This window comes from Endozoicomonas sp. GU-1 (assembly GCF_027366395.1).
In the GTDB taxonomy this organism is placed as follows: Bacteria; Pseudomonadota; Gammaproteobacteria; order Pseudomonadales; family Endozoicomonadaceae; genus Endozoicomonas.
In genome coordinates this window covers 3316705-3331689 of record NZ_CP114771.1, presented here as the reverse complement: position 1 = coordinate 3331689, position 14985 = coordinate 3316705, and the positions used below count along the sequence as shown (strand labels likewise).

Below are 14985 nucleotides of genomic sequence, written 5' to 3'. Positions count from 1 at the left end.
TTTTATTGTTTTGCTCAGTTAATTTGATTTTTCGGGTATTCTATCTTTTTTACTATCTATTTCATATTAAAAGTCTTTTTGGCTGTCCTGAGGAGAAAAGGGTTCCTATTGCTGATTAGTTTTATGCTGGACTCTGATAGCCTGCTGGTTGATTATTGATCATAGAGTATCCGTTTTATTACAATTGATTGAAAATAGATTCATATAAGGTCGTTTTGAAAACAATGCTCGGTGATGTTCTGGTGGATGATAGTGATACTGGAAAATAATAAGAATGCACCAAGGCATTTTGAAATTGCTAACAATAGCAGATCCTTCCTTAACAGAGTTTTCCAAAGTTACTCAATTCATGGCAGTTAAAATTGCCTATATGCAGGCTGGAAAGCAAAATCCCAGATAAAGACTTCTCAACGGTAAAAACAGGCAATTCCTGAACCATTGAACTATCTTTGAACAGTTTAGCGAGCCATATAGAGGTGCATATCATGGCATCATCCTGGGTACTGGTTGCTGATAACAGCCAAGCCAAGGTCTATCGTTTTGACCGACACAAGAAAGAGCTTGATCTGGTTGATCATATTGATCATGAAGAAGGCAGATGGAAACGGCATGAGTTCGTGACGGCAGGTCCCGGCCATTCAGTCACTTCATCCACTGGCGGTAGTGTCCGTAGTCTGGGTACGGATAACTCGCCCAAAGAGCATGAGTCGGTTAACTTTGCCCATATGCTGGCCAGGTCGATCAATCATGCCCATGATCAGCACCAGTTTGAGACCCTGCGTATTTGTGCTCCCCCAAAACTACTGGGTGAAATACTGCCTGTGGTCGATAAACATGTGCCGTTGGGAGATCATATCAATAAAGATCTGGTGCACGAGAGCCCGGAGCAGTTACTTGAGCGCCTTACTGAGCTTCATTAAAATCGGACATCAGCAGCACATTCAGCGTTTTTCCTTCCATTATTTGATCTGGATCATGTTTTTGTCGTTTATTAAGGCTATTTTCCCCATCGGAATTTGATCCTGGTCATTTATCTTCCCTGCCCGCAAAAAACAGCCATCCGCACCCTGATTTTATTGATGTACGTCACTTTTTAATGATGGGTGCTCGCTGACGCATATCAAGCCGGTCTCGTGCTCGTTTGGGTAGCCTTGTTGCGCTAACTCATTCAAACCGAGGCACAGGCTCCTCATGCTTCTTAAAACCAGACTGTTTGGAAAGGTCTACAGCTTTTCCAGCATTAAAGAAGTACTCGCCAAGGCCAACGAAAAACGTTCTGGCGACGTACTGGCGGGCATAGCCGCCGAATCAATCACTGAAATGGTGGCGGCTAAGGATGTTCTGTCCCGTATGCTGCTGTCTGATCTCCGTAATAATCCGGTCGTACCTTATGAGGTTGATGAAGTCACCCGGATTATTCAGGACGATGTTAACGAGCGCATCTACAGCGAAATCAAGAACTGGACCGTTGGTGAACTGCGCGAATGGCTGCTGTCCCATCAAGCCCAGAGTACTGAGATCCGTCGTATCAGTCGTGGTCTGACGTCTGAAATGATCGCTGCGGTTGCCAAGTTGATGACCAACGTCGATCTGATTTATGCGGCCAGCAAGATCGAAGTTCTGGCCACCTGTAATACCACCATCGGTCGTCATGGCACACTGGCAGCCCGTCTCCAGCCAAACCACACCACGGACAACGTCGACGGTATCCGTATCTCTACCCTGGAAGGTCTGTCCTACGGTATGGGTGACGCGGTTATCGGTCTGAATCCGGTGGATGACACCACCGACAGTATCTACCGCTGTCTGCACCAGTTTGAAGAAATCAAGCAGAAGTTTGAGATCCCAACCCAGAACTGTGTACTGGCACATGTACTGTCCCAGATGGAAGCGGTGGAGCGTGGTGCGCCTGCAGACATGATTTTCCAGTCCATCGCCGGATCCCAGAAAGGCAACGAAGCCTTCGGTTTCAATGCCGGCAATCTGGCAGAAGCACAGGATATGATGCTCAAGCAGGGTACCTGTACTGGTCCTAACGTCATGTACTTTGAAACCGGCCAGGGTTCTGAACTGTCTTCCGATGCTCACTACGGTGCCGATCAGGTAACCATGGAAGCGCGCTGCTACGGTTTTGCCCGTCGTTACAATCCATTTCTGGTCAATACCGTTGTCGGCTTTATCGGCCCTGAGTATCTGTACGACGGCAAGCAGGTAATCCGTGCCGGTCTGGAAGATCACTTCATGGGTAAGCTGCACGGTCTGCCAATGGGTGTGGACGTCTGTTACACCAACCACATGAAGACGGACCAGAACGATAACGAATCCCTGATGACCCTGCTGACCGCCGCTGGCTGTACCTATTTCATGGGTATCCCTGCCGGTGACGACATCATGCTGATGTATCAGACCAGCGGTTTTCACGATGTGGCCACCATGCGTGAGCTATTCAACAAGCGCCCGATCCCGGAATTTGAAGCCTGGTGTGAGCGTATGGGCATTATGGAAAATGGCCGTCTGACTGCGAAAGCGGGCGACGCATCCATCTTCCTGAAGTAATGAGGGCTCACCATGATTTCTGAAAATGATCTGAAAGACCTGATTGGCAAAGTCCTGCAGGAGATCGAGCTGTCTGATGCTGTCGCTCTTGCCAGAACCGGGCAGGCTGCCCGCTCCGAGGCCCCTCAGGCGGAGGCCGCTGTCGCCCAGGTAGACGACAGCGAACTGAAAGATATTACTGCCGTCGAAATGTCTGACTTCTTTGCCGTGGAAAACGCAGAGAATCAGGCCGAGTACATGAAGCTGAAAGCCAAAACACCCGCACGTCTGGGGATTGGCAAGGCAGGCCCCCGTTACAAGACGGAAACCATGCTGCGTTTCCGTGCTGACCATGCGGTGGCCATCGACTCGGTCTTCAACGAAGTGGCTGAAGAGTTCATTACTGAAACCGGTCTGATCGCTGTCTCTTCCAAGTGCGATGACAAGGACATGTACGTTACCCGTCCTGACCTTGGCCGCATGATCAGTGATGAAGGCGTTGCCAAAATTCAGTCTGAGTGCCGCAAAGGTGCGGACGTTCAGATCGTCATTGCTGATGGTCTGTCTTCCAGCGCGATTACCGCCAACCTGAAAAACATCCTGCCTGCGTTGCAACAGGGTCTGGAAGGTTATGGCCTGAGCGTAGGCGACACTGTCTTCATTAAGTTTGGCCGTGTCAGTGCCATGGATCACCTGACTGATCTGGTCAACAGCAAAGTGACGGTGATGCTGGTGGGTGAACGACCAGGGTTGGCTACCGGTGAGTCCATGGGTGCCTATATCACCTATGAAGGCAAGGTTGGCATGGCCGAAGCCGGCCGTACTGTTATCTCCAATATCCATCGTCGCGGGACCCCGGCTGCAGAAGCGGGAGCACACATTGCCAACATCGTGAAGAAGATGTTTGAGCAGCAGTGCAGCGGTGTTGGTTTCCGTTTCTGATCTTTGGGAATAGAGGAGTAGAGCAATGAAAGGTGATCGTCTGGGTGCCAGCGTACTGGCGGTGAAAATGATCCCTAATGTGGATGCCAAAATGGCAGAAAAGCTGGGCATGCCAAAGGGCTGGAAGAGCCTGGGCATCCTGACAGCTGATGCGGATGACGTGACCTACTGCGCACTGGACGAAGCGTGCAAGAACGCGGAAGTCTCTGTGGTGATGGGCAAGAGCTTCTACGGCGGCGCGGCCAATGCCAACTCCAGACTGGCCGGCGAAGTGATCGGCATGCTGGCGGGTCCAAGCCCGGCGGAAGTGCGCAGCGGTCTGAACGTGGCTATCGACTTCATTGAGAATGAGTTCTCTTTTTACAGTGCCAACGAAGACGACAGTATCGCTTACTTTGCCCAGTGCATTTCCCGAACCGGTTCTTTCCTGTCCGGTCAGGCGGGTATTCGTGAAGGTGAGCCCCTGGCCTACCTGATCGCGCCACCACTGGAAGCCATGTACGGTCTGGACGCTGCCATGAAAGCGGCAGACGTGACCCTGTGTCAGCTGTTTGAGCCTCCTTCAGAAACCAACTTTGGCGGTGCCCTGCTCACTGGCAGTCAGTCTGCCTGTAAAGCGGCGTGTGACGCCTTTGCTGACGCCGTACGGTTTGTTGCAGAGAATCCCAAGCATTTCTGATTAGCCTGAGAGGGGCTGGCGATGAGAACACAAGAGGCGGCAGGCTTTATTGAAACCGTTGGCTTCCTCCCGGCGGTAGAGGCGGCAGATGTCTGTCTGAAAACCGCCAATGTCAGCCTGGTTGCAAAACACAACTCCGGTGGTGGTCTGGTGACCGTCATCATCCGTGGTGACGTTGGTGCCGTGAAAGCAGCGGTAGAAGCAGGAACCATGGCTGCCGATCGCCTTGGCACAGTGGTATCCACCCATGTGATTGCCAGACCGGCCATGGAGCTGGATGTGCTGCTCAGCAGCACGATCAGAGAACCTGCTCCCGCTGCGGCAGCCCGGCCGGAGGCTGTGGTGCCAGCAGAAGCGGTAGCGACAGATCCTGAGTCTTCATCCATTGCGGCTCTTAATGGGCAAATGACGCTGGATGAACTGAAGGCTCACAGAACAGTAGAGTTAAGAAACATGGCACGACAGCTGCCGGATTTCCCAATGAGCAAACAGGACATCAAGTTTGCCAAGAAAGACGCGCTGATTCAGGCCATGATCGAATATCACAGAAGGTAACGTAAGTTGGAACTGCTTGATAAAGACCTCGCTTCCATCCAGGAAGTAAGAAATCTGATCCGCCGGGCCAAAGAAGCCCAGAAAGTACTGGCTGACTACAGCCAGGCCCAGGTGGATGCACTGGTCGAAGCGATGGCCCGTACCGCTGAAGCCAATGCCAGCCGTCTGGCTGAAATGGCGGTGGAAGAAACCGGCTTTGGTAAGGTTCAGGACAAAATTACCAAGAACATGATCGCCAGTAAGCATCTGGCTGACTCTGTTCGTGCCATGAAAACCATTGGCATTATTGCCGAAGATCCTGCGAAAAAAATGCAGGAAGTAGCCGTGCCTTATGGCGTAGTTGCAGGTCTGGTGCCGTCTACTAACCCGACATCAACGGCTATTTACAAGTCCATTATCTCCATCAAGGCCGGTAATGCCGTTATCATCAGCCCGCACCCTTCGGCGCTGAAATGTATTACTGAAACGGTTCGCCTGCTCAGAGAGGCCCTGCAGAGCTTGGGCGCTCCTGCAGACCTGATCGGGGTGATGAGTCAGCCAACACTGGAAGGTACCAGTGAACTGATGAAGAACGAAGGTACTGGCATTATCCTGGCGACCGGTGGCTCGGCCATGGTCAAGGCGGCCTACAGCTCCGGTAATCCGGCTTTGGGTGTTGGTCCTGGTAACGTACCGGCCTTTATCGAGCGTACTGCGGATATTAAAAAGGCTGTGTCGTACATCCTGATGAGCAAGACCTTCGATAACGGAACGGTTTGTGCCTCTGAGCAGCATGTAGTGACCGAACACGTCATTGCTGACCAGGTGAAGGCGGAAATGATCGCCCAGGGCTGCTACTTCCTGAATGAAGTTGAAACCGGCAAAGTGGAAAAGGTCATTATGGGGCCAAAAGGTGGCCTGAATGCCCGGATCGTCGGTAAGCCGGCGGTGGAAATTGCCCGTATGGCCGGTCTGGAAATTCCGGCAGCGACCCGCGTTCTGGTGGCCGAACAGGGCCGTGAATGTGTTGGCCGACAGCACCCGTTCTCCTGGGAAAAGCTGTCACCGCTGTTGGGCTTCTATCGCACGACAGATGCTCACGACGCCTGTGAACTCTGCCTTGAGTTACTGAATTACGAAGGTGCCGGTCACTCTCTGGCGATTCACACCCAGAATCAGGAACTGGTTCGTGAGTTTGCCCTGAAGAAGCCGGTATCCCGACTGGTGGTGAATACCCCATCCACTCACGGTGCCGTCGGTGCCACCACAGGTCTGCCACCGGCATTTACCCTGGGTTGTGGCAGCGTGGGTGGTTCTGCCACGTCTGACAACGTGACACCGCTGCATCTGTTTAACAAGCGTTATGTCGCCTATGGCATCTGTGAGCCACAGGCTCCGGTGGCTGTGGCTACCGCGGCAGTGTCCGAACTGGATATTGAAGCAATCACCCGCATGGTGATTGAACGACTGAAAGCGCTGTAAGTGCTTGCAACATAACTTTTTAACCCATTAAAAACGTCCCCTTACAGGGGACCATCAGGAGTAAGAAACAATGGCTATCTCTAACGCTCTGGGCATGGTTGAAACTAAAGGTCTGGTTGGCGCTATCGAAGCGGCTGACGCCATGGTTAAAGCCGCTAACGTCACTCTGGTTGGTAAAGAAAACATCGGCAGCGGCCTGGTAACCATCATGGTTCGTGGTGACGTTGGTGCTGTTAAAGCCGCTACTGACGCCGGTGCTGCAGCGGCTGAGCGTGTTGGTGAACTGGTTTCCGTCCATGTTATCCCACGTCCACACAGCGAAGTTGAAGTGATCCTGCCTCAAGCTAAGGCTGAGTAATTTTTCATTACTCGTTGTAGAAGCATAAAGGTGTGTTGCAAGTCCATGGGCTTGTGATCTTTGTGCTTCTGCACTTCAGCTTAATCCGGCCAATGCCGATTGTGAGACTCCGCTGTGAATACCCTCGTAAATGAAGAACTCCTGAAGCAAATTGTTGATCAGGTGATTGTTGAATGCGCTGCGCAAACCCTGTCCTCTGCCGAGGCTGAGTGCGGCAAGAAAGAGATCCCCATTGAGGCGTCTGCCCGCCACGTACACCTTTGCCAGAAGGATGTTGAGGCCCTTTTCGGAGCCGGACATCAGTTGACACCGGTGCGTGAACTTTCCCAGCCAGGCCAGTTCCTGTGTGAAGAGCGGGTAACAGTGATTGGCCCCAAAGGCACTTTTGAGAAAGTGGCGGTACTGGGCCCGGCGCGACCAGAAAGTCAGGTAGAAATCTCCCGTACGGATGCCCGTCAACTGGGTGTCAATGCACCGCTGAAAGAGTCCGGTGATATTGCTGGCAGCCCCGGTATTTTCCTTTATTCCTCTGCTGACAATAAGCAGGGTATGGTTCAGCTCCACAAGGGTGTCATTATTGCCCGTAACCATATCCATATGACCACTGCCGATGCCCTGCGACTGGGGGTGAAGGACAAGCAGGAAGTGGATGTTCGGGTCGAAACCGATCGTCCGATGACCTTCCATCGGGTTCTGGTCCGGGTAAACGACAGTTTTTCCCTGGCAATGCATATTGATTTTGATGAAGCCAATGCGGTTGGCCTGTCGGCCAATGCGAAAGGCGAACTGATCGCCGGTTAATTTTAACAAGCGCTGCCCGCCTCCCGTTGCCCGCTGCCCGAAAAAGCCAGGCGCGGTGCGGGAAGCGGCAAACGGCAGCGTTCCAACGTGATTTACGACGATGTCTGAATTCAATCCTGAGCGCGTCAGCCAACTGATCCGGCAAGTGGAAAACAGTCTGACCCACACCGCACAGGTTACCGATGCTGACAAGCTGGTGGTGGGGGTCGACCTTGGTACTGCTTACATCGTGCTGGTGGTGCTGAACCATCAGGGCGAGCCGGTTGCCACGGAAATGCAGTTTGCCCAGGTGTTGAAGGATGGGCTGGTGGTTGATTACATCGGTGCGCTGACTATTGTCCGTCAGCTCAGGGAAAAGCTGGAGGCACGTCTGCAGGTATCCCTGGAAAAAGCCGCCATTGCCATGCCTTCCAATACCCCGGAATCGGTGTGCAAAACCCACCGCTATGTGGTGGAAGGCGCAGGCATGGAGGTGGTGAATATGCTGGATGAGCCCACCGCCGCCAACCGCGTGCTTGGTATCCACAACGGTGCCGTGGTGGATATTGGCGGTGGCACCACCGGGCTGTCCATTTTTAAAGACGGTGAAGTGATTTACACCGCTGACGAAGCCACCGGTGGTACCCATCTGTCGCTGGTGCTGGCGGGACATCATAAAACCAGCTTTGAGGCGGCGGAAGAATGGAAGAAAGAGGCTGCCAACCATCGTGAGGTGGTGGCCATTGTCCGTCCGGTGATCGAAAAGATGGGCTCCATTGTCCGTCAGCATATCCAGGGATACGACGTCAAGGATATCTATCTGGTGGGCGGGACAACCTGTTTGCCGGAGTTTGAGCAGATTGTGGAAAAACAGACGGGCGTGACCACCTGGAAGCCGGACAATCCGTTTCTGGTGACGCCACTGGGTATTGCCATCAGCGCATTAGAAGCAGAACAACGTTTGGCATAAAGCAAGGAAAACCGTAATGAATACCGATGCACTGGTTGAATTGATTGCCAGACGGGTGCTGGAACAGCTGCTGGCTCTGCAGGGAGAAGCAGAAACCGGGAAACCGAATCCGTCGGTGCTGGTGGTCGGGGACTGCCATAACCGGCAACAGCTGGAGCAGGCCCTGGGTAATGACTACGCATTGTCGTTTACTGTCGATCTACAGAATGATGAGCGTCCGGAACCAGCCAAGTACGACCACATTATTCTCGCCAGCCTGTCCAACAGCCTGTTGTCAGCCCTGGCGATCGGGCTGGAGCGAGGCAGCGAAGGCTGTGTGATTGTTGAGAGCCTGTTACTGGGTAAAACGGTTCACATTCTGGCAGAGGGTATTGCCTACCGTCGTTTTCGTGATACGGCCAACCCGGCCTTTTATCAGGTTTTCCAGGATAAGGAAGCGACCCTGTGTTCTTTTGGCATGAATGTCGTGACACTGGATAATCTGCCTGCTGCCCTGACTGGCGGTGCCTCATCAGAGAAGCCAGAGGCCACTTCGGTTAATGAAGTGGTATACCGGGTCAATGCTCCTGAACGCAAAGCAGTAGCCGGACCAAAGACCGTCGATACAGAGGTTTTTAACCTTGAGCGACGGGTGGTTGGCGAGAAAGATCTGCGGGCCTGTTATGAGCAGGGGTATCGGAAAATCAGGCTGCCGGAAAGAGCCCTGATTACCCCGCTGGCAAAAGACTTTTTGCGCATGAAGGATGAGTTGGAATTGCTGTAATCCTGGCTATTGATGCAGGTCAATCATGGACGCTGGCCTGATATTGATCTGACACAGGTGCTCTCTGGCGCACCAATGATAGTATCTGTACAAATTTTGTTAACCCTGTTTGGTGAGGTTCGTGTTCTTCGGCCTCACCTTCTTTTTATTACTATTCCGGAAATTCCATGGATCTAGTTGAACTTGTCCGACAGGCCGGAGTGGTCGGTGCCGGTGGTGCCGGTTTTCCTACCCACGTCAAATTAAACGCTGAAGCTGAATACCTGATTATCAACGCTGCAGAGTGCGAACCTTTGCTGCAGACCGACCAGTTCCTGATGCGGGAAAGAACCGCTGAACTGATCGGCGGTATCCTGCTGGCGAAAGCTCAGGTCAAGGCACGTAAAGCGGTGATCGCGGTTAAGGGCAAATATGCCCGTGAAGTAGCCTGCCTGAAGGAAACCATTGCCCGTCTGGAAGCAGACGTTGACATTCACGACCTGCAGAATTTCTATCCGGCGGGTGATGAGCAGATGACCGTTTTTGAAGTCACTGGTCGTTCGGTTCCGCCGGGTGGCATTCCCCTGAACGTTGGTTGTGTGGTCTCCAATGTCATGACCATGATCAATGTGTTTGAAGCTAGCCAGGGACAGCCGGTAACGGATAAATACGTTTCTGTGCTGGGCGAAGTCAAAGAACCCCGGCTGATCAGGGTACCGCTGGGCACCCCTTTTGAAGACTGTATTGCCGCGGCCGGTGGTACCACCATCAGTGATTACTGCATTATCCGTGGTGGTCCGATGATGGGCGGCATGATCAATAAAGATCAGCTGCCGGGGATGACCATTACCAAAACCGATGGTGCATTGATTGTGATCCCGGCAGACCATTATCTGGTGACCCGGGCCACGGAAACAGAAACCCAGATTCTGAACCGTGCCAGAGCCTGCATCCAGTGCGGTTTCTGTACCGAGCAGTGTCCACGTTACCTGATCGGCCACCCGCTCCACCCGCACAAGATGATGAAAGCGGTGAAGTATGCCGAGGAAATCAATGAAAGCCATCAGGAAGCGCTGCTCTGCTGTGGCTGTGGGGTCTGTGAAATGTACTCCTGCCCGATGGGTATCTCCCCCCGCAAGGTGAACTTCTACATTGCCGGGAAACTGCGTGAGCAGGGCATCCGTTATCAGCATGACGGCAGCGATATCATTGCCCGCGATGGTCGTGAGTTCAGAAAAGTACCCCCTGCCAGGCTGATTTCCCGTCTGGACCTGAACGACTATGACCATCAGACACTGCATGATTTTCGTGACGTGGAGATGGATAAAGTCAGCGTGTCGCTGCGTCAACATATTGGTGCCAGCAGCCAGCCGGTGGTGAGTGTCGGTGACCGGGTGGTTAAAGGGCAGTTAATCGGTGCAACACCTGAAGGGCAGTTAGGCTCGATGATTCATGCCAGCATGGATGGACAGGTTGTTGAAGTGAATGAACGACAGGTGGTTATTGTCCGGGGATAAGAGGGATAAAAAGGATAAACAACATGAGTAAAGCATTAGGTCTGCTGGAGTTTACCAGCATTGCAAAGGGTATGGCCGCCGCGGATGCCATGACCAAAGCCGCAGATGTCCGCCTGGAAGAAGCCAAAACCATTTGTCCCGGCAAGTATCTGATCATTGTTTCCGGTGATGTGGCGGCCGTCCGGGCTGCCGTTGAAGCCGGTGAAGAGGTGGGTCGCCAGACGATTGTTGATCGGCTGCTGATTGCCAATATCCATGACGAACTGCTGGCAGGACTGAGTGGCTCGAACGACATCGGTCAGGTCAATTCCGTGGGTGTTATTGAGTTCTTCAGTGTTGCCTCTGCGGTGATCGCTGCCGATGCTGCGGCCAAGGCAGCGGACGTTAAAATGATTGAAGTACGTCTGGCCATGGCCATTGGCGGTAAATCATTTATCGTGATGACCGGTGAACTTTCTGCGGTGAATGCGGCAGTTGATGCTGGCGTGATGGCTGCCAGGGATGCCGGTATGCTGATTGGCAAGACCGTGATACCGTCACCTACCAAAGAGTTTTTCCAGAAGCTGCTTTAAAACGCGCTTGATACAGTTTTAATCAAGAGCAAGGCCCATTTGCCTCTGGTAAGTGGGCTTTTTACTATCTTGAAACCATTGAGGCCTCAAAAATGTCCCGCCATTTTATTGATCAGATGCAGTATTCAGTAGACGTCAGTGACAAACCAGTGAGAATTATCTCTCTGGTGCCGTCGCTGACAGAGCTGTTGTTTGATCTCGGCCTGGAAGACCGGATTATTGGAGTAACCCGCTACTGTGTTCATCCCGGGCACGCACGCAAGGAAAAAACGATTGTCGGTGGTCCCAAGACATTTGATTTTGCGGCGATAGATGCCTTGCAGCCGGATTTGATCCTCGGTAACAAGGAGGAGAACTACCGGGAGGGCATTGAGCGGCTGCAACAGCAATACCCAACCTGGGTCTGTGATATTCACAACCTGGATGATGCCCTGGCCATGATCACCTCCGTTGGTCAGTTGACCAACAAAGAACACCATGCCGACGAAATCGTCAACGACATCAGGTGCAAAATGGCACGACTGGCTTCGGGAAAGACGCTGCGTGTGGCTTATTTTATCTGGAGGAAGCCCTATCGCGTTGCTGCCGGTAATACGTTTATCAATGAGATGCTGAAGCTTTGCGGGATGGAAAACGTCTTTGCTGATCTGGAGCGTTACCCGGAGATCACCATCGAACAGCTAAAAACAGCCGGGCCAGATTTGCTGCTCTTGTCTTCAGAGCCCTTTCCGTTTAAAGACCGGCATTGTCAGGAATTTGCCGAGCTGGGTGTGACTGCCAGTACCCGGCTGGTGGATGGTGAGATGTTCTGCTGGACCGGCAGCCATTTGCGCCTGGCTGCTGATTACTTCATGGGCCTGAACGAAGAGATTAGTGCTAGATCACGGGAATAATGTTCTCTCCCCCGTCTCGCTTATCCCACCATGTATGAACGGTATTCATGATTAATTTGATCTGATCCACTGCTTGAACAAAGGCGGGTCCCCGGTCTTTTCTGCCTTGTTGAATAGTCTTGAATACTGCCTGATCCAGTTCCTTTTTATTTTGATATTTTCCGGAGAGTATGTCCCGGTAGATTTCATTTAACACAATCAGCGTTCCGGTTCTGCCAACGCCTGCCATGCAATGCACCATTGTTTTGCCTGAATAGTCTTTCCCGGTCTGATGAGTGCGCAGTGCTTCTACAAACTTGAGCAGAGAGTCTTGACCGTTTGTTTCATTGGGAACTCCGTGATCCGGCCAGCCAGTATAATGATATCTTCGTATAAGGCGGGTTTCGCCACTAAGGGGATCAGTCACCTCATATCTTATTTTTGAATACCCAGCTTTTTGTTGTTTTGACTGGTATCTCACTTTAATCCCATTATCAAAGACGATTTCACGGTCGACTTTGTTGCCGACTTTGCCATCGACCTTGCCATTGACTTTGCCGTTGTCATTGAGTTTTTCTCCGGTTGGGTAATAAGAAGCAATAGGTCCTCCTTTGTTTAACTGGAACTTTTCTTTTTCTCTGGTCAGATCGCAAATTACACTGCACTCCGAGTCAAGGACTGCTCGCCAGATATCACCTCCAGACATTTGTGCTTCAGCTCGAGGTGCCTGAATGGCGACATACTTGGCATTGGTCAACTTGATTTTATTGGCGGGAATATGATTGCCATCAATTGTTAAGGCTGTTTTTTTCGGCAAAGGTACATGTGCTGCTGACTTATCGCTAAAGCCAAATCTACTCCAGCGTCCATTGGTAATATGTTTACCTTTTATGGCCGCCAAACTTTCATCACGCATTTGCAAATGTGCGCCTGTATAGTTTTCCTTGTTAATTAATTCAGTAACTTTTTCTGATAAAGGCGAAGTTGTTTGATCCTGGGGCAAAGCTACATCATCGTACAGGGATTCCGTACTGCCATAAACACTGTTGTAGCCACTGTCGAGACTGGTGGTTGACCCCCAGCCAGAATGCAGTGAATTGGCAGAACTTCTTCGATCTCTAACGCTATCAAGACTGGATGTTGCATCCTCACCCGGCGGCTGAGTACTAACGCTATCATCGACGTGATCCATAAGGAGGCGAACATCTTTCCGGTCAACGAAGATTACATCAGGCGGTGATACTTTTTTATGGGCCTCTATGAGCCTTTTTGCTAATGCTGGTGAGACTTCTCGATCCTTTAAACCCAGGGTTTTTACCGCTAAATCAGAACCTTCCACAGGTTTTTCCTTATTGGCTTCAGAGTTGACCCTTGGTTTTATAGAAGTAAAGTTAACTTCCTTACCATTGCTTTGGGCCACCAATACATATTCTTCAGAATTTTCAATGGATGCTAATTGATTGATTTGATTGATTTGTGATGGGGTAAGCGAACCTAATCCGTTGCTCATAATAATCTTCCGTGATCCTTAAATGATCTGAAAATTATAGCATTGTGCTGGTTAGTAAATTTGACTGGAAAATGAACAGGGCCTCATGGAGACCCTGTTATTGATCAATAAATGTCACATCAAAGGGCATTTTTAAAGATCTGTTCAACGTCTGCCTGAGTTCCCTGCCTGGGGTTGGTTGCAGCACAGGTATCTTTCAGGGCGTTAATGGCCATCTCCGGTATATCTTCTGCCTTGACGCCCTGCTCAGTCAGGCTGGCTGGAACGCCAACAGCCAGTAGCAGGCGACAAACTTCTTTAATCCCGAGTATGGCGGCTTCCTGAGCGCCAAGTCCATACACCTCACAGCCAAGATAGCGGGCAATATCCGAGAGCTTCTCAGCAGATGCCGGCAGGTTATAGGTCATAACATGGGGAAGCAGAATGGCATTGCATATTCCGTGGGGCAGGCCATAGCGGCCTCCCAGCTGGTGCGCCATGGCATGAACATAACCCAGACCGCTGCTGTTAAATGCCATACCCGCCATATACTGGGCATAGGCCATCTGCTCTCTGGCTTCCCGGTCAGAGCCATCGTGGACCGCACGGGGCAGATATTGGGCAACCAGCTTGATCGCCTTACTGGCTACGGCATCGGTAACAGGGCTGGCATTGGTGGACAGGAAGGCTTCAATGGCGTGGGTCAGGGCATCCATGCCGGTTGCGGCCGTTAAACCGGCAGGCATGCCCAGCATCAGTTCCGGATCATTAATGGCAATGGCAGGGGTCACGTTCTGATCAACGATGGCCATTTTGATATGAGTCTGCTCATTAGTGATGATGCAGAACCGGGTCATTTCCGAAGCAGTACCCGCTGTAGTGTTGATAGCAACCAGGGGCAAACAGGGGTTGGTGGACTTATCCACACCCTGGTAATCTTCAATCTCCCCGCCATTCGTGGCCAGCAGGGCAATGGCTTTGGCGCAGTCATGGGGTGAGCCGCCACCGAGTGATACGACAGTGTCACACTGATGGCTGTTAAGCATGGCCAGCCCTTCGTTGACATTGGCGGTGGTCGGGTTAGGCAGAGTACCGTCATAGATTACCGCCTCGATGCCCCGGGCAATAAAGCGGTCAGTCACCGAGCTGACCAACCCCGTTTTGTTCAGCACCGCATCGGTAACAACCAGCACCTTTTTACAATTAAGCGCCTTGAGCCGTTCGATGCCCTGGTTCAGACAGCCAAAACCCAGCAGGCTCTGGCGGGGCATAATGAATTCGTGTCCGGCAGGTGATGGTGACGACGGCGCTTCTGCAGCTGTTGCCTGCGGGCTTTGGCTGTCGGCTTCATCATTATTGCCATCCGCGTTACCACGGAGGATGGTTATGCCCAGATCCCGCGCCTTATCCAGGGCACCTGGCGTCAGAATATAGCCGGGCTGCAAATAGAGCCGGTCTCCCTGGCAGAATGACCGCAGGTTTGACTCTCTGATTAACTGCTTTTTCACAGTAT

General features: G+C 51.9%; 15 protein-coding genes. 13 read left to right on the top strand and 2 right to left on the bottom strand.

All coding sequences use genetic code 11. From position 1 onward, the window contains the following. Positions 1–485 precede the first annotated feature (485 nt). From O3276_RS13640 to O3276_RS13580, 13 genes are all read left to right on the top strand, one after another. Positions 486–920, top strand: coding sequence for a host attachment protein (locus O3276_RS13640; RefSeq protein WP_163369344.1), 435 nt, complete (start codon positions 486–488; stop codon positions 918–920). Between the two features lie 271 nt (positions 921–1191). Beyond that, positions 1192–2556: an ethanolamine ammonia-lyase subunit EutB gene (locus tag O3276_RS13635; RefSeq protein ID WP_269671841.1), complete on the top strand. Its 1365-nt coding sequence runs from the start codon at positions 1192–1194 to the stop codon at positions 2554–2556. A 12-nt stretch (positions 2557–2568) separates the two neighbouring features. Beyond that, entirely contained in the window at positions 2569–3477 is a 909-nt protein-coding gene (gene eutC, locus O3276_RS13630) for an ethanolamine ammonia-lyase subunit EutC (RefSeq protein ID WP_269671840.1), read from the top strand. 25 nt (positions 3478–3502) lie between these two features. Beyond that, the gene (eutL, locus tag O3276_RS13625; protein WP_269671839.1) at positions 3503–4156 is read left to right on the top strand and encodes an ethanolamine utilization microcompartment protein EutL; all 654 of its coding nucleotides are present in this window, start codon (positions 3503–3505) and stop codon (positions 4154–4156) included. A gap of 21 nt (positions 4157–4177) precedes the next feature. Beyond that, the gene (locus tag O3276_RS25520; protein WP_332328110.1) at positions 4178–4711 is read left to right on the top strand and encodes a BMC domain-containing protein; all 534 of its coding nucleotides are present in this window, start codon (positions 4178–4180) and stop codon (positions 4709–4711) included. A gap of 6 nt (positions 4712–4717) precedes the next feature. Beyond that, positions 4718–6172 (top strand): acetaldehyde dehydrogenase (acetylating), encoded by a 1455-nt coding sequence (locus O3276_RS13615; RefSeq protein ID WP_269671838.1) that lies wholly within the window; start codon positions 4718–4720, stop codon positions 6170–6172. A gap of 70 nt (positions 6173–6242) precedes the next feature. Beyond that, a complete protein-coding gene (gene pduA, locus O3276_RS13610; protein WP_067516473.1) occupies positions 6243–6530 on the top strand; it encodes a propanediol utilization microcompartment protein PduA in 288 nt (95 codons plus the stop codon). Positions 6531–6644: 114 nt separating this feature from the next. Then, entirely contained in the window at positions 6645–7331 is a 687-nt protein-coding gene (pduL, locus tag O3276_RS13605) for a phosphate propanoyltransferase (protein WP_269671837.1), read from the top strand. A gap of 100 nt (positions 7332–7431) precedes the next feature. Next, positions 7432–8280 carry an ethanolamine utilization protein EutJ gene (gene eutJ / locus O3276_RS13600; RefSeq protein WP_269671836.1) on the top strand — a complete coding sequence of 283 codons (849 nt, stop codon included), beginning with the start codon at positions 7432–7434 and terminating at the stop codon, positions 8278–8280. Positions 8281–8296: 16 nt separating this feature from the next. Beyond that, positions 8297–9043: a hypothetical protein gene (locus O3276_RS13595; RefSeq protein WP_269671835.1), complete on the top strand. Its 747-nt coding sequence runs from the start codon at positions 8297–8299 to the stop codon at positions 9041–9043. Between the two features lie 167 nt (positions 9044–9210). Further along, positions 9211–10539, top strand: a complete 1329-nt coding sequence (locus O3276_RS13590) for a 4Fe-4S dicluster domain-containing protein (RefSeq protein WP_269671834.1) — start codon at positions 9211–9213, stop codon at positions 10537–10539. A gap of 23 nt (positions 10540–10562) precedes the next feature. After that, the gene (locus tag O3276_RS13585; protein ID WP_269671833.1) at positions 10563–11111 is read left to right on the top strand and encodes a BMC domain-containing protein; all 549 of its coding nucleotides are present in this window, start codon (positions 10563–10565) and stop codon (positions 11109–11111) included. Between the two features lie 92 nt (positions 11112–11203). Beyond that, on the top strand, positions 11204–12004 hold the full coding sequence (locus O3276_RS13580) for a helical backbone metal receptor (protein WP_269671832.1): 801 nt from the start codon (positions 11204–11206) through the stop codon (positions 12002–12004). On the opposite strand, the gene O3276_RS13575 is transcribed toward O3276_RS13580, so the two are convergent. Further along, the gene (locus tag O3276_RS13575; RefSeq protein ID WP_269671831.1) at positions 11988–13493 is read right to left on the bottom strand and encodes a tyrosine-protein phosphatase; all 1506 of its coding nucleotides are present in this window, start codon (positions 13491–13493) and stop codon (positions 11988–11990) included. The two genes, O3276_RS13580 and O3276_RS13575, sit on opposite strands and share 17 nt — an antisense overlap. 119 nt (positions 13494–13612) lie before the next feature. After that, a complete protein-coding gene (locus O3276_RS13570; protein WP_269671830.1) occupies positions 13613–14980 on the bottom strand; it encodes an iron-containing alcohol dehydrogenase in 1368 nt (455 codons plus the stop codon). Between the last annotated feature and the right edge of the window lie 5 nt (positions 14981–14985).